Raw genomic sequence first — 14867 nt, forward strand, 5'->3', positions numbered from 1 at the left:
TTTCCTTTTATATGTAGTGCAGACGCGTGTAGGCATGGGGGTGGAACATTGGCTGATAAGCGTGATTATTATGAGGTGCTGGGCGTTGCGAAGGGCGCTTCGGATGAAGAAGTCAAAAAGGCTTACCGTAAGCTTGCTCGTCAGTATCATCCGGACGTGAACAAGGCTGCGGACGCGGAAAGCAAATTTAAAGAAGTGAAAGAGGCCTATGACGTTCTTAGCGATGGTCAGAAGCGGGCAAGATACGACCAGTATGGTCATGTAGACCCGAACCAGGGCATGGGAGGCGGCTTCGGTGGAGCCGACTTCGGTGGCGGGTTTGGCGATATTTTTGATATGTTTTTTGGTGGTGGCGGCAACGGTCGACGTGACCCGAACGCACCACAGCGTGGGAATGATCTCCAATATACGATGACGATCGAATTCAAGGAAGCAGTGTTCGGTAAGGAAACCGATATTAACATTGGACGTACGGAAACCTGTGATACGTGTCACGGTACGGGAGCCAAAGCGGGCACCAAGCCACAAAACTGCTCCGTCTGCCATGGTAGCGGACAGGAAGAAGTGGTACAGAATACACCGTTTGGTCGTATGGTTAATCGTCGCGCTTGCTCCAATTGCGGCGGATCTGGAAAAATCATCAAAGAAAAATGTACAACTTGTAGCGGTTCTGGCCGTGTGCGCAAGCAGCGTAAAATTCATATCCGTATTCCAGCGGGTGTGGATGATGGCGCGCAAATGCGTATCAACGGTGAGGGCGAAGGCGGTATCAACGGAGGACCGGCAGGTGACTTGTACGTCGTGTTCCGTGTGAAGTCGCATGACTTCTTCGAGCGTGAGGGAGACGACATCTACTGTGAAATTCCGCTGACGTTCTCGCAAGCGGCATTGGGAGATGAAGTTGAAATCCCGACGCTGACCGAGAAAGTGAAATTGAAAGTTCCAGCGGGTACGCAGACAGGTACCTATTTCCGCCTTAAAGGTAAAGGTGTGCCTAAGCTGCGTGGTGTAGGTCAGGGTGACCAGCATATTAAGGTGGTCGTGGTGACGCCTAGCAAGCTAAGTGAGGAACAGAAGGACCTCCTGCGTCAATTCTCAGCGCTTAGCGGAGAGCAGACACATGAGAATGAGCAATCCTTTTTTGACCGTGTGAAGCGCGCCTTCCGAGGCGACTAATCCAAGGTAAGCATCGCGGAGCTTCAACCATGAATCAGAGGGGACTATTCCGCAATTGCGGGGTAGTTCCATTTTTTTATTCCGGATCAGAAAGCGTATAAAATAAAGAGGTATGAGTATAGCTATGCGGATTTACGTAAACACATACATATCCATTTTTGTATAAGCGTATTGAGCTATTGGCGCTTAATCTCAAGTAGAAAGGGGTGAGTTCCATCGCAATTTCACAGTCAAAGCTGCGTCGGGGGAAACCGCCAATAAAACTCAGAAGGCTGATTACACTGCTGGTTTGTCTCGTTATGGCGCTTGTACTTCTGCCAGTAACACTGTTATTTGCGGATAGAGTTGAGCATGAAACCGAGATGGGGCTAGAGGAAAAAGCAATGTCCATCGCGCGTACAATCGCCCACACGCCTCTTATTGTCGAACAATTGCAACAACCCGGTTCGTCTTCTTCCATGCAGAAGTATGTGCAGAAGGTATCATCTGCTAATCATGTTCAGTTTATTGTAGTTATGGACATGAAGGGGATTCGCAAAACGCACCCGGATGCCAGGATGATCGGCAAAGCCTTTGTTGGTGGAGACGAATACACTGCACTTCATGGTCATGAGAGTGTATCTGTTGCAAAGGGAACAATGGGCTTATCCATGCGTGCCTTTTCTCCCGTGTTTAGCTCGACGGGGAAGCAGTTGGGAGCGATTGTCGTCGGTATATCCATGCAAGATGTGCTAAGGGCTCAGGAAGGCAACTACCGCCTTATTGCTATCGCTATTGGTGTCGGAATGTTAATCGGCACCGGAGGAGCTGTTGTGCTGGCCCGTAAAATTAAAAATATGCTGGCCGGTCTGGAGCCGCCGGAAATCGCGCGCTTGCTGGAGGAGCGAAGTGCTATGCTCCAGTCCATTAAGGAAGGCGTCATTGCGGTGGATGAATCCGGACGTGTTATGTTAATGAATGCAGAAGCGATTCGTATGCTAAGGCAAGCGGGAATTGAAGATTTTTCGTCCTCTGGACAGGAAATTACCACTTATTTATCTGCTTTCCGATTGCAAGAGGTCTTGAAGGCAAGCACTCCACAGATGGATGAGGAAATGGAGCTGGGGGGAATAACCTTGCTCACTACCAGTGTTCCGATCCGGGTAAAAGGGGAAATCGTGGGCGCGATTGTAACCTTTCGGGATAAAACGGAGATGAAGCAGCTTGCTGAGCGTCTGACAGGGGTGTCTCTGTATACGGAGGCACTGCGTGCACAAGCTCACGAATTTATGAATAAGCTGCATGTTATTATGGGGATGGTGCATCTGCGAATGTACGATAAATTGGAGCACTACATTATGGATGCCGTTGAGCATCATCAGGTGGAGATTGGCTCCATTACCCGGCAGATTAAAGACCCTGTCATGGCGGGTTTTATGTTGGGGAAATTAAGCCGGGCTAGAGAGGTCGGGGTGAGTTTTGAATTGACTCCAGGTAGCTATTTGCCCGAATCGGGTCAAACTCAAACGATCCATGAACTGATTACCATTCTTGGTAATTTGTTTGATAATGCGGTAGAGGCGATGGAATCTCTCCAGCACAAGCGGATCACCCTTTCGCTTTATTATGAGAAGCATCAGGAGAATGGATGTCTGACCTGTATCATGTGTGATAGTGGTCCAGGTATACCGGAAGGGCTTGTAAAGACGGTATTTGAAAAAGGTTTTTCGACCAAGGGAGAGTCACGGGGAATGGGGCTTTATCTGGTGGCGCAAAGCGTGAAAAGATTACAGGGTAGTGTAGAACTGATTCCAGCTGAGCAAGGGTGCTGTTTTGAGATTACAATTCCATATACGATAACGGGGAATGATGAACATGATTAATGTCCTGATTGTAGAAGATGATCCGATGGTTGCCGAATTTAACCGCAAATATATGGAGCAGGTAGAGGGTTTTCAATGTGTAGGCTGGGCTTCTTCTGTAAAAGATGCCAAGAAATTTTTGGCTGAACGGGCCGTTGACCTGATTTTATTAGATGTGTATATGCAGGAAAGCAATGGCCTGGATTTGCTGTCATTCATCCGGGAGGCGGGAGTAAATGCGGACGTCATTGTGATTTCAGCTGCAAGTGACATGAACAGTGTCAAGAAGGCGATGAATTTCGGCGCGGTGGATTATTTGATTAAGCCGTTCCACTTTAATCGTTTTCTGGAGGCACTCACGGGTTATCGGGAGCATATCAGCATCGTGCGTGAGCACAGCTTGCTTTCACAGGAGGAGCTGGATCGTCTCCTGTATCATAAAAGCTCTACCAAGGACCTAGCCCGATTGCCCAAAGGGGTAACCAAGTCAACGCTGGCTATGATATGGAATTGTATCCGGCAACATGAAGCGCTGCTATTTTCCACCGAGGACATTGCAGAAAGTGCAGGGATATCCAGAGTGTCTATGCGTAAATACCTGACTTTTTTGACGGAGATTGAGGTGCTTGCTATGGAAACGATTTATGGGACCATCGGACGACCTGTGTACCAATATCATATTTTGCCGCAGGCGGAAGAAATCATGACCGGTTATGATTTAGGCTCCCTTTGATTACTTTAGTTACAAAAGTAGATTATTAGTTTTAAAACCAAATAAAGCGTTTTCCATAGGTGTAGAATGGAAGCATGATCATCGTTCCTTACTACGAGGCATGATCATCGTTCTTTACTACAAGGAGGGAGCTTTATGGAAAATGCCACAAACCGGGCTGTCATTCAAAAGGAGCAAAAATGGAATAAAAGTCCAGTAGCTGGAATCAGGATGCTAGGTAAGATAAAACTAGGGGTGATTCCACTCCCGCTTTACCTCGTGATCGCGTTGGTTATATACTTTGCTGCGATCACACAAAGACTTCCGAACGATATGTTGGGCGGGTTCGCCGTCATCATGATTTTGGGCATACTGCTCAGTGAACTGGGCTCCAAGCTTCCGCTGCTCAAGCATATTGGTGGCCCAGCTATTTTGTCACTCATGGTTCCATCGTTGATGGTATTTTGGAATATGTTCAGTCCGTCCGCGATGGGAGCGGTACACACGCTCATGAAAACCTCTAATTTTCTTTATTTCTACATCGCTTGTTTGGTAACCGGGAGTATTCTTGGTATGGATCGCAAAATGCTGATGAACGGAATTGTTAAAATTTTTGCCCCTATTATAGTAGGCTCCATTGCAGCTGTTGCAGCAGGTATGGTTGTGGGGATGGCATTTGGCTACAGTGCCTATCATACGTTCTTTTACATCATTATTCCCATTATCTCCGGTGGGATTGGGGAAGGAATTTTACCTTTGTCTATCTCGTATGGATTGGTCTTGGGCAAAGATTCGGCGATATTCGTATCCCAGTTTATCCCGGCAGCAATCATCGGGAACATTGTTGCAATCATAGGTGCGGGGGTTCTTAAGAGATTAGCGGAGAAAAGACCAAATACTTCTGGTAACGGAATGTTGTTAAAACTCGGTAAAGAAGAGAAATTGTCTCCTGCAAGTTTGGATCAACCCGTTTCTTTCCCATTAATGGGTGGAGGACTGCTATTGGCCTGTACTTTCTTCATCGTAGGCAAGCTACTGGAGCCGTATCTTCATATTCCAGGACCGATTCTGATGATTTTGGCAGCGGCTATCATTAAATGTGTTCAAGTCATGCCGAATCAGCTGGAGCAGGGAGCTTTTCATTTGTATAAATGTATAACGGCAAGCCTGACGTGGCCATTGATGGTAGGATTAGGGATTTTATACGTGCCTTTGGATAGTGTGGTTGGGATTCTGACGATACCTTATGCCATCACCTGTGCGTCGGTTGTCGTTGCATTAATTATTGCCGGGTATTTTACCGGAAAATGGATTAATATGTATCCAGTGGAAGCTGCAATAGTAACTAGTTGTCGTGGCGGATTGGGAGGTACGGGGGATGTGGCCATCTTGTCTGCATCAAATCGGATGGAACTGATGCCTTTCGCGCAAATTGCAACTCGTATTGGCGGGGCGGCCACGGTCATTTTAGCAACTTTGTTACTTAATTTATGGAGCTGAAGAGTTTATATATAGATATGAAATTCATAGCTCAAATACAGACACGAGAGGATGGAGAGAAATATGAGTAGTTTATTGGACGAAATCAGAGAATTGCACGAAGGTGGCAAAATGGAGACCTTACCGAAAAAGCGGATTGAAACGATGGAGGGATTATCCAAGGTTTATACGCCGGGTGTGGCTGAAATTTGCATGGAAATTGCGAATGATCCAGCCAAAGCGTATGAGCTAACAATCAAAAAAAATACAGTCGCCGTTGTATCGGATGGAACTGCAGTGCTTGGATTAGGGGATATCGGACCGGAGGCGGCTATGCCTGTGATGGAGGGGAAGGCGGTCCTGTTCAAACAGTTTGCAGGTGTCGATGCATTTCCAATCTGTCTCAATACGAAGGACCCTGATGAAATTGTTCAAATCGTCAAAATGATCGCTCCTGCCTTTGGAGGCATTAATCTGGAGGATATCTCTTCACCGCGCTGTTTTGAGATCGAGAGACGATTGAAAGAGGAGTTGGATATTCCGGTATTTCATGATGATCAGCACGGCACGGCAGTCGTCGTATTGGCGGGCTTGGTCAATGCACTGAAGGTATGCGGCAAGAAAATGGAAGATGTCAAGGTTGTATTTGCAGGTATCGGTGCGGCTGGTATGGCATGCTCTCGTATGCTACTCAAGGCGGGAGTACGCAATTTGATTGGCGTCGACCGGCAAGGAGCCATTCATCGTGGAGTGGAATACAGTAACCCGCATTGGACAGAGTATGCCAATATGACCAATCCCCATAATCTGAGTGGAAGTTTATCCGAGGTGATTGTGGGAGCTGATGTTTTCATCGGTGTATCAGGTCCGGATTTATTGACTGTGGAGGATATTCAGAGCATGGCCGCTGATCCTATAGTCTTCGCCATGGCGAATCCGAAGCCAGAGATTGATCCAGCTTTAGCAGCGCCTTTTGTACGTGTATTGGCTACGGGCCGCTCTGATTTTCCTAATCAGATTAACAATGTGCTGTGTTTCCCGGGAATTTTCCGGGGCGCACTGGATTGTCATGCCACCACGATTAATGAAGAAATGAAACTGGCTGCCGGGCTTGCCATTGCGGATGCAATCAGTCCTGAAGAGCTAAGTGAAACTTATATCATACCTAATGTGTTTAATCCCAAGGTGGTGCAAAAGGTTCGAGATGCTGTCGTTCGCGCTGCGTGGGAGACGGGGGTAGCGAAGGCAGGAGAAATGCCCGCTGCTGTCCTGCACCCGGAAAAGTTATAATCTTCACAAACGATGTTTCCAGTGTTTCGCCTACTATGTCCGGTGTGTCTGTTCCGTTCCATCTCTGTGGAGAATATAAATTCGTGCCAATGAGCAGGATATAGCAAAGCGCAATTGTATCGTTCTTGAACAAAAGTTGCGCTCAATATCATACAGGGAGTTTTGGGGATGGGTGAAAAAAATATTTTGGCGTATTTTAAAAGCCCTGAAGAAGCACAGGGAGCTGCTAGAAAACTGGAAGCTCTCCGGGTAGCGGATGTGTCGATAGACCGATTTAGCCGATATCCGCGACAGTCCACTGGCAACGATGGATTACCTGTATTTTCAGGGAAAATTACCAGCTTGTCCTCGCTAACGCAGGGAGTAGAATTTACAGATGCTAGTCCGGCGATACTGGCTGCGGCTGATCCGGCTGCCAGCGGAATGAGCGATGGAGGACAGGGCGGACCAACTGGCCGCGATATTTTGTTGACTGCTGTGGTAGATGAATCCATTCATCATCAGGCGATGTCCATCGTGGAGCAAGCAGGCGGAATGCTGTGAACAGTTTGGAAGGAGCAGTGACCGATGTCGAAAAACAAACGCTTTGATAAAGTGCTGACCAAAACGGAGAAAATCAAGCGTGCGCAATCTGTTAAAAATGAGGATATTGAGTTCTCGGCAGAGCAGGCAGATGCTCAGGATTTGGAAGCGATTCGGCGCGCTGAAGTGGCTGATCGTCGTCAGGAGCGAATTATTAACGACAACGAGTAGGATTCATAAGACGAGTTATCCCTATTTGAAGCAAATTAAGGGATAGCTCGTCTTATTTTGTGTAACTCCTGAGCTTTTTTGAACTCCAATGCATGTATATAGTACAATGTAGTGTATGCATGTGAAATGAGGAGGAAATGAAAACCATGTTGTGGAATGAAATAACAATACATACAAGCGAAGAAGCCGTCGAAATGATTTCGAATTTCTTGCACGAAGCTGGTGCGGGAGGGGTTTCCATTGAAGAATCCGGCTCGCTCAACAAACCGCGTGATACGTCTTACGGGCAGTGGTATGATCGCCCCTTGAACGACATTCCTGAAGGACAAGCGATTATCAAAGGCTATTTTGCCGAAGAAGTGGATATGGACAGCATACGTACAGAAATTGAGCCGCGGGTCGAACAATTAAGAACCTTCGACATTGACCCCGGTGAGGTTCGGTATGAGCTGAAAACGGTCAATGAGGATGACTGGGCAAATGCCTGGAAGCAATATTTCAAGCCTTTACGTGTGTCGGATCGTCTAACGATCAAACCCACTTGGGAGGACTATGAGCCTGCAAGTGAGGATGAAAAAATCATTGAGCTGGACCCGGGTATGGCCTTTGGCACCGGAACGCATCCTACGACATCACTTTGCCTGAGAACACTGGAATCTGTAATTAAGGGTGGAGAAGAAGTCATTGATGTCGGTACAGGCTCCGGTATTTTGGCCATTGGAGCTGTAAAGCTGGGAGCGAAGCATGTGCTTGCCCTGGATCTGGATCCGGTAGCGGTCTCAAGTGCGCGAGAAAATACGCGTCTGAATGGACTGGAGGAGCATATTACCATCAAAGAAAGCGATCTGCTATCCGTGCTTAATGCAAGCGATCCAACACTGGGTATCCAGTTGCCGGTCAAGCTGGTGGTTGCTAATATTTTGGCCGAGATTATTTTGCTGTTCATTGATGATGTATATAAGGCTCTGGAGCCAGGCGGGGTTTATATTGCTTCAGGGATTTGGAAGAATAAAGAAGAGGTTGTCGAAACTGCGTTGAAGGCAGCTGGCTTTGAAATTGCCGAAATACGCCGCGATGAAGATTGGCTGGCTTTTGTGGCGAGAAAGAGGTAAACATGGATTTTCTACAAAGTATTTTTCGCGTAAATTTAAATGTTCTTCCATTTTACTTACTGGCTGTGATCATATCTTTTACAGTGCATGAGTTTGCGCATGCGTATTATGCCAATAAATTTGGTGATCCCACAGCCAAGCTGCTTGGGCGCGTGACTTTAAATCCGGCCGTGCATATTGATCTGCTGGGTACGTTGTTGCTGCTGATCGGGGGCTTTGGCTGGGCCAAGCCTGTTCCGGTTAACCGTGACAATTTCAGCCGTCCGCGCCTCATGGGCATTATCGTTTCGGCTGCCGGTCCGCTGAGTAATCTGCTGCTTGCATTTGTCACTACATTGATCTATGCCATGCTCCTTCATTTTCAAGTGCTGCCGGGCATGGAGAACCAGCGGGTTGCTCAGGCGATTTATCTGTTTATCAATGCACTGATCAATTTGAATCTGTTTTTGTTTATCTTTAACTTGATTCCACTGCCTCCGCTGGATGGATACCGGATTGTGGAGGATGTAGCTCCAACTCCTGTGCGCCGCAAGCTTCAGCAGTTTGAACAGTGGTCCATCTTTATTTTTCTGCTTATACTGGTCATTCCACAGGTGCGGGCTGTAACGATTGAACCTCTTTACACGCTGGCCCAAGTGATATATATACAGTTTTTGCAGTTCTCTTTTTATATCACCGGATTATTTGGAGCCTAAGGGCTCCTTTTTTTGCGAGAACAGATAAATATTACGCTAATGGAAAAGGGAACAGGCTGGTCATTCAGGCGTAAAAGATGATATGATGATGCTTGGTGATTTATTCGGATTTTGTACGGAAAGTCAGTGGATAAACAGTTATTTTTAGAATAGGTGTGAGAGATGATGCAGCGTTATTTTATTCCGGCAGAGCAATTTCTGGAAGATCACGTGATTGTTGCGGGTGAGGACGCGCGGCATATCGCTAAAGTCATGCGCGGCCGTAGCGGTGACAAAATTATAGTCAGTGACGGAGTATCGAGAGAAGCGCTGGCTGCACTGGATACGATTGAGCAGGATCAGGTTACGGCGACGATCGTCGAGCAACTGGAAATGAGCTCTGAACCGCATGTGCAGGTCACTATCGCTCAAAGTCTTCCTAAAGGAGACAAGATGGAGACGGTGATGCAAAAATGTACAGAAATTGGAGTAGCGGGCTTTATACCGTTTTTGTCCGAGCGTACAGTCGTGCAGTATGATGCCAAAAAAGAAGGCAAGCGACTGGAGCGCTGGCGCAAGATTGTGAAGGAAGCGGCTGAGCAAAGCCATCGCAATCGGATTCCCGAAATTAGCGCACCCATGACGTGGAAAGAGCTGCTGGCTTCTTTTGCGGGGTATGATTTGATATGCTATTGTTATGAAAAAGAGCAGGGTCGGCAGCTACGGGATGTGATCCAGCCGTTGGCAGGACAATGGGCGTCGGCAGACAAGCCGCGTGTTCTGTTGGTGGTAGGTCCGGAAGGCGGCTTCACTGAAAAAGAAAGCCAGGAGGCCGAGCAGGCCGGGGCTCAGTCTACAGGGCTGGGAAGACGTATTTTGCGCGCAGAGACCGCAGGTATGGCTGCATTGGCGTGCATTTTATATGAGTCAGGAGAAATGGGAGGGATTTAACATGCCATCAGTGGCATTTTACACATTGGGCTGTAAAGTAAACTTTTACGATACGGAAGCAATCTGGCAGCTGTTCAAAAAAGAAGGTTATGAGCAGGTGGATTTTGATGAGCAGACTGCTGATGTCTATTTGATTAATACATGTACGGTTACGAATACCGGCGATAAAAAGAGTCGTCAGATTATTCGTCGCGCGATCCGCCGAAATCCAGATGCCATTGTGGCAGTAACGGGCTGTTACGCTCAAACTTCACCTGCCGAAATTATGGATATTCCCGGTGTCGATCTCGTTATTGGTACGCAGGATCGGGACAAGATTATTCCGTATGTGAAGGAGATTCAAGAGTCACGTCAACCGGTGAACGCCGTGCGTAATATTATGAAGACTCGTGTGTTTGAGGAAATGGATGTGCCTGATTTTGCTCATCACACCCGTGCTTTTTTGAAAATTCAGGATGGCTGCAATAACTTCTGCACCTTCTGCATCATCCCGTGGTCGCGCGGTCTATCCCGCAGCCGTGATGCCGTGAGCATTATTGCACAGGCGCGTCAGCTGGTGCACGCAGGCTACAAGGAAATCGTACTTACAGGTATCCATACTGGCGGCTATGGTGACGATATGGAAAACTATGACCTGTCCGATCTGTTGTGGGATCTGGAGAAGGTGGAGGGGCTGGAACGCATCCGTATCAGCTCGATTGAAGCCAGCCAGATCGATGAAAAAATGCTTGATGTGCTGAAACGCTCCAACAAGCTGGTCCGTCATTTTCACATACCGCTTCAGGCAGGGGATGATACTGTGCTGAAACGGATGCGCCGCAAGTACACGACAGAAGAGTTTTATAACAAGATGCTTATGATTCGAAAAGCAATGCCGGATGTAGCGATTACAACAGACGTGATTGTCGGCTTCCCTGGGGAAACGGACGAAATGTTCCGCAACGGCTATGAGCTGATGAAAAAAATCGGTTTTTCGGAAATGCACGTGTTCCCATATTCCAAGCGCACTGGAACGCCTGCGGCGCGTATGGAGGATCAGGTCGACGAGGACGTGAAAAATGCACGTGTACATGAGCTGATTGAACTGTCAGAGCAAATGCAACTGGCCTATGCTGAGAAGTTCGTAGGTCAGGTGCTGGAGGTCATTCCGGAAGTTGCGCCGAAAGGAACCGAAGACGGCATACTCTACGGTTATAGTGACAATTACATTCAACTGGTGTTTGAAGGTACTGAGGATATGGTGGGCAAAGTGTGCCGCGTGAAGCTGACGAAGGCGGGCGTTAATGAATGTGAAGGTCAATTGGTCCGCGTACTGGAGAATGGGCTGCAAGCAGCTCTCTAAGAACATAAAAAGCCTGAACAGGCAATAGCGATGGCAAACAAGGATTTCGCCTTTCCTTACAGAGAGGACGGAATCCTTGTTGCGCAAGGAAGGGGAGATTACAGGATGACAGCAAAAAAGGAAATTTCCGCAGGTGGTGTTGTGTTTCGCAAACAGGGGGAGCAACTTGAAATCCAGCTGATTACTGACCGATATGGCAAGGTATCCTTGGCTAAAGGCAAAATGGAGCCAGGAGAAACGATCGAACAAACGGCTTTACGTGAAATTCGCGAGGAAACAGGGCTGAACGGGCGAATTATTCAGCATGTGGATATAATTGCTTATACGTACCAGCACCCTGAATATGGGGAAGTGGACAAGGAAGTTCATTATTATCTCGTGGAGGCACTGGATGGGGATTTACAGGCACAGATTGAAGAAATAAAAGGTGTCGCATGGCATACGCCTGAGGAAGCATGGCGCCTTCAGCGCCAGGGTGGATACGACAACAATGACATCATTCTGAGCAAGGCGCTGTCTATGCTGGGAATTAACGTTTAATTCTAGGGAGAGGCATATGTTCCTCTAAGCGTGTCCATACAGGTAAATAGCAGAAGGGCAGGACAAGCAGAGAGCTGATCACGTTAAACAGGGTTTGGGCATGAGCTACTTTGGCTCCGGGCTCGGCGGATATCCAGGTAGCCGCTATTTCCAGCCCGGGAATCAATGGCATAAATAGCAATGCCCCGCCTACGTTCAGCAGCACATGGGACCAGGCCACAAATTTGCCGGACACGCTGCCGCCAACAGCGGCGATCAGAGCGGTTACGCAGGTGCCTACATTGGAGCCGATGACGATGGCGATACCCACATCGGCTGGCAGGGCGCCCGCCGCAGCAAGGCTGATCGCCATGCCAATGACGGCTGCGCTGCTGTGTACCAGTGCGGTCAGGCAGGCTCCAGCGGTGAAGGCCCACCACATGTTGGCCGCAGCGTGATCAAGAAACCAGCGGAATAGTCCGGCCTGCTCAATCCAGGGGCCGATTGTTTGCATCACGCGGATACCCGCCAGGATGAGCGAAAATCCGGCGATGACGAGGCTGATAAATTGTACAGCCTGCGGGCGGCTAAGCCCATTGGAACCGGGTGAAGCTCCGGCAGATGCATACTGGCGGCCGGGGACAGCTTCTCCCCACAGGACGGCAGTGCTCCAGCAGAGCAGTGAGCCGCATAGCAGCGGAACAGCCAGCTTGCCGAGCTGGAGTCCCATCAGCTCGGTGGTCAGGCAGGTGCCAATATTGGTGCCGAGGATGATGCCGAGCGTGCGGCCGTAGGTCAACAGCCCGGCGTTGACCAGGCCGATGGTCATCACCGTTACGGCGGTGCTGCTTTGCAGCAGGGCGGTAATGCCTGAGCTGAACAGCAGGCCCCGCCAAGGGGAGACGGTGGCCCGATTCAGCCAGTGGGTGAGGAAGGGGCCAGCCAAATGCCGGAGGGCTGCTTCCATCAGCTTCATTCCGCCCAAAAAAATAAGCAGCCCACCGCACAGCGGCAAAATAACGTGTATAAACACGGGCCTAACCCCCTTTTCTAAGGTTATTTAATGTTGCTGAACTAGGCACTTCGCAGCTTATTTGATCTTTTAATCGCTGTTGCCTGCCTTAAAATCACCATATCTTCACTAGTTACTTATAAACGAGGACCGAAGCATATCGCTTCTCCAGAGTATCGTTAAAACACTTATGTAACAGCCTATGATCTGCCGAGGACAGCCATGACAAGCATGGCCGAGTTGTTTTTTACGGAACGATAATTTGTAGTATCTACACAAGCTTTAAAAGCGTGACGTCGATATAAAGGCGGGCAATAGCGGAGCGGTTCATTTGAATCTGGAGAAGCGGTAGCGTTCGCCTGAAAGCTTTCCAAAGGAAAGCTGCTTCGGAAGCATAAACCTAATGGGATTCTTACCTCTAATTCATTTAGAAAATCCAATAATCCCGTTGCAACAGCGATCGTAAGATCAAATGAACCGTGGAGCCGCGCCCCAATCGAACTCCATGCTTTTAAGGACTTTGAGTAATTCAAGATAGGAGTGAGGGTTTTGCCTTCAGTAATATTGGAACGAGGCCGCAAAAAAAGGCTGGAGCACTCACACCCTTGGGTGTTTAAAAACGAAATAGCCAAGGTCGAGGGTGATCCAGAGGCGGGCGATCTGGTTAGCATTGTTAATCATCAAGGTAGATATTTGGCGACAGGCTACTATAATCCGGCTTCACAAATTACAGTGCGTGTGATATCATACGAGCCGCTGCAAGCCATGGACAAAAATTTCTTTGTTGAACGCTTCCGCAATTGTTTGGAGCACCGTGAACGTTTTGTGACCGGAGGAGACGCTTATCGGCTAGTGTACGGCGAGGCTGATTTTTTGCCTGGACTAATTGTCGACCGATTCGGAGATGTGTTGGTCGTGCAGCTGTTGACGCTGGGCATGGATCGGCGCAGGGAAGAAATCAGGGACGCGCTCGTTGAAGTGGTTAGCCCTGTCGGTATATATGAACGCAGTGATGTATCCATCCGCGAGCTGGAAGGACTAGAACAGACGAAAGGGCCTTTGTACGGTGATTGCCCGCGTCATGTCGTGGTAACAGAAAATGGCTTGCAAATCAAGGTAGATATCGTAGAAGGCCAGAAGACAGGTTATTTCTTCGACCAACGTGAGAATCGTGCAGCCATTGCACCGTTGATGACAGGCTGGGGTGCACGCAGCGGAATTACGCTCCAGGAAGTGGCAGAGCAAGACGGCTCTGGCACCACGGTCATGAAGCCTGTAAATAAAAGCGGTAAGGTTGTTGAATTTCCATTTTGGGATGGCGCAACTGTTTTAGAGTGCTTTTCACATACCGGAAGCTTTACACTTAATGCATGTAAATACGGTGCAAAAAAAGTAACTTGTCTTGATATTTCCGAGCATGCGATTGAAAGCGCGCGGGATAATGTCAAGTTGAACGGCTTCGAGGAACGTGTCGAGTTTGTTGTGGATGATGCTTTTCAATATTTGCGCAATCAGGTCAAAGGTGTAGAGGAACGAGCCGCGAGAGCTGGTGGCAAGGGGGATACATCCAAGCCGCTACCAGCTGGTGGCGGGCGCACATTTGACGTGGTTATTCTTGATCCACCAGCCTTTGCCAAAACGAAGAGTGCGGTCAAAGGAGCTATGCGGGGATATAAAGATATTAACCTGCACGGGATGAAGCTTGTTAATGAGGGTGGCTATTTGGTGACGGCAAGCTGTTCGTACCATATGCGGCCGGAGCTGTTTCTGGATACGATTAAGGAAGCAGCGGCTGATGCTGGGAAGATCCTTCGTCTGGTAGATTGGAGAGCAGCCGGCAAGGATCATCCCCAAATTTTGGGCGTGGAGGAAGGCCATTATTTGAAATTCGCTATCTTTGAGGTGCGCAGCCAGAAACAGCTGTAGGTGTCAAACATAGTCCACCGCCTTTTGGATGGTTAAATAAGAAAAATAGGCTCGTTTAATGTATATATCAGTCCTGTAGA

At 48.3% G+C, this 14867-nt stretch carries 15 protein-coding genes; 13 read left to right on the forward strand and 2 right to left on the reverse strand.

Annotation, left to right across the window (positions count from 1 at the left end; all coding sequences use genetic code 11):
- Positions 1–48 precede the first annotated feature (48 nt).
- From dnaJ to dcuR, 3 genes are all read left to right on the forward strand, one after another.
- Positions 49–1176, forward strand: coding sequence for a molecular chaperone DnaJ (gene dnaJ / locus LCF57_RS23125; protein WP_226002808.1), 1128 nt, complete (start codon positions 49–51; stop codon positions 1174–1176).
- Between the two features lie 206 nt (positions 1177–1382).
- On the forward strand, positions 1383–3038 hold the full coding sequence (gene dcuS / locus LCF57_RS23130; RefSeq protein WP_226002809.1) for a DcuS/MalK family sensor histidine kinase: 1656 nt from the start codon (positions 1383–1385) through the stop codon (positions 3036–3038).
- Positions 3031–3750 (forward strand): two-component system response regulator DcuR, encoded by a 720-nt coding sequence (gene dcuR / locus LCF57_RS23135; protein ID WP_226002810.1) that lies wholly within the window; start codon positions 3031–3033, stop codon positions 3748–3750. The genes dcuS and dcuR overlap by 8 nt, the downstream gene beginning before the upstream one ends.
- Before the next feature lie 164 nt (positions 3751–3914).
- Here the strand turns inward: dcuR and LCF57_RS28355 are convergent, their stop codons facing one another.
- Positions 3915–3989 carry a hypothetical protein gene (locus LCF57_RS28355; RefSeq protein WP_413232221.1) on the reverse strand — a complete coding sequence of 25 codons (75 nt, stop codon included), beginning with the start codon at positions 3987–3989 and terminating at the stop codon, positions 3915–3917.
- Here LCF57_RS28355 and LCF57_RS23145 point away from each other — a divergent pair.
- From LCF57_RS23145 to LCF57_RS23185, 9 genes are all read left to right on the forward strand, one after another.
- Positions 3961–5229 carry a 2-hydroxycarboxylate transporter family protein gene (locus LCF57_RS23145; RefSeq protein WP_226002837.1) on the forward strand — a complete coding sequence of 423 codons (1269 nt, stop codon included), beginning with the start codon at positions 3961–3963 and terminating at the stop codon, positions 5227–5229. The two genes, LCF57_RS28355 and LCF57_RS23145, sit on opposite strands and share 29 nt — an antisense overlap.
- Before the next feature lie 63 nt (positions 5230–5292).
- Positions 5293–6498 (forward strand): NADP-dependent malic enzyme, encoded by a 1206-nt coding sequence (locus tag LCF57_RS23150; protein ID WP_226002811.1) that lies wholly within the window; start codon positions 5293–5295, stop codon positions 6496–6498.
- A gap of 168 nt (positions 6499–6666) precedes the next feature.
- Entirely contained in the window at positions 6667–7041 is a 375-nt protein-coding gene (locus LCF57_RS23155; protein WP_226002812.1) for a hypothetical protein, read from the forward strand.
- Positions 7042–7065: 24 nt separating this feature from the next.
- The gene (locus LCF57_RS23160; protein ID WP_226002813.1) at positions 7066–7251 is read left to right on the forward strand and encodes a YfhD family protein; all 186 of its coding nucleotides are present in this window, start codon (positions 7066–7068) and stop codon (positions 7249–7251) included.
- A gap of 146 nt (positions 7252–7397) precedes the next feature.
- A complete protein-coding gene (gene prmA / locus LCF57_RS23165) occupies positions 7398–8363 on the forward strand; it encodes a 50S ribosomal protein L11 methyltransferase (RefSeq protein WP_226002814.1) in 966 nt (321 codons plus the stop codon).
- A 2-nt stretch (positions 8364–8365) separates the two neighbouring features.
- A complete protein-coding gene (locus LCF57_RS23170; RefSeq protein ID WP_025718802.1) occupies positions 8366–9058 on the forward strand; it encodes a site-2 protease family protein in 693 nt (230 codons plus the stop codon).
- 165 nt (positions 9059–9223) lie between these two features.
- The gene (locus tag LCF57_RS23175; protein WP_226002815.1) at positions 9224–9988 is read left to right on the forward strand and encodes a 16S rRNA (uracil(1498)-N(3))-methyltransferase; all 765 of its coding nucleotides are present in this window, start codon (positions 9224–9226) and stop codon (positions 9986–9988) included.
- Position 9989: 1 nt separating this feature from the next.
- A complete protein-coding gene (gene mtaB, locus LCF57_RS23180) occupies positions 9990–11330 on the forward strand; it encodes a tRNA (N(6)-L-threonylcarbamoyladenosine(37)-C(2))-methylthiotransferase MtaB (RefSeq protein WP_226002816.1) in 1341 nt (446 codons plus the stop codon).
- 105 nt (positions 11331–11435) lie between these two features.
- Positions 11436–11870 carry an NUDIX hydrolase gene (locus LCF57_RS23185; protein ID WP_226002817.1) on the forward strand — a complete coding sequence of 145 codons (435 nt, stop codon included), beginning with the start codon at positions 11436–11438 and terminating at the stop codon, positions 11868–11870.
- On the opposite strand, the gene LCF57_RS23190 is transcribed toward LCF57_RS23185, so the two are convergent.
- Complete coding sequence (locus tag LCF57_RS23190; RefSeq protein ID WP_226002818.1) at positions 11860–12882, reverse strand: Na/Pi cotransporter family protein; 1023 nt, start codon at positions 12880–12882, stop codon at positions 11860–11862. The two genes, LCF57_RS23185 and LCF57_RS23190, sit on opposite strands and share 11 nt — an antisense overlap.
- Positions 12883–13410: 528 nt before the next feature.
- On the opposite strand from LCF57_RS23190, the gene LCF57_RS23195 reads away from it, so the two are divergent.
- On the forward strand, positions 13411–14787 hold the full coding sequence (locus tag LCF57_RS23195; protein WP_226002819.1) for a class I SAM-dependent rRNA methyltransferase: 1377 nt from the start codon (positions 13411–13413) through the stop codon (positions 14785–14787).
- The last annotated feature ends 80 nt before the right edge of the window (positions 14788–14867 follow it).

This window comes from Paenibacillus sp. BJ-4 (assembly GCF_020404765.1).
GTDB lineage: Bacteria > Bacillota > Bacilli > Paenibacillales > Paenibacillaceae > Paenibacillus.

Excerpts from the sequence above, each read along its gene's own strand:
- LCF57_RS23170 (WP_025718802.1), top strand. The coding sequence starts at position 8,366 with ATGGATTTTCTACAAAGTATTTTTCGCGTAAATTTAAATGTTCTTCCA.
- LCF57_RS23185 (WP_226002817.1), top strand. The coding sequence starts at position 11,436 with ATGACAGCAAAAAAGGAAATTTCCGCAGGTGGTGTTGTGTTTCGCAAA.
- LCF57_RS23160 (WP_226002813.1), top strand. The coding sequence starts at position 7,066 with ATGTCGAAAAACAAACGCTTTGATAAAGTGCTGACCAAAACGGAGAAA.
- LCF57_RS23150 (WP_226002811.1), top strand. The coding sequence starts at position 5,293 with ATGAGTAGTTTATTGGACGAAATCAGAGAATTGCACGAAGGTGGCAAA.
- dcuR (WP_226002810.1), top strand. The coding sequence starts at position 3,031 with ATGATTAATGTCCTGATTGTAGAAGATGATCCGATGGTTGCCGAATTT.
- mtaB (WP_226002816.1), top strand. The coding sequence starts at position 9,990 with ATGCCATCAGTGGCATTTTACACATTGGGCTGTAAAGTAAACTTTTAC.
- LCF57_RS23155 (WP_226002812.1), top strand. The coding sequence starts at position 6,667 with ATGGGTGAAAAAAATATTTTGGCGTATTTTAAAAGCCCTGAAGAAGCA.
- LCF57_RS23175 (WP_226002815.1), top strand. The coding sequence starts at position 9,224 with ATGCAGCGTTATTTTATTCCGGCAGAGCAATTTCTGGAAGATCACGTG.
- prmA (WP_226002814.1), top strand. The coding sequence starts at position 7,398 with ATGTTGTGGAATGAAATAACAATACATACAAGCGAAGAAGCCGTCGAA.
- LCF57_RS23145 (WP_226002837.1), top strand. The coding sequence starts at position 3,961 with ATGCTAGGTAAGATAAAACTAGGGGTGATTCCACTCCCGCTTTACCTC.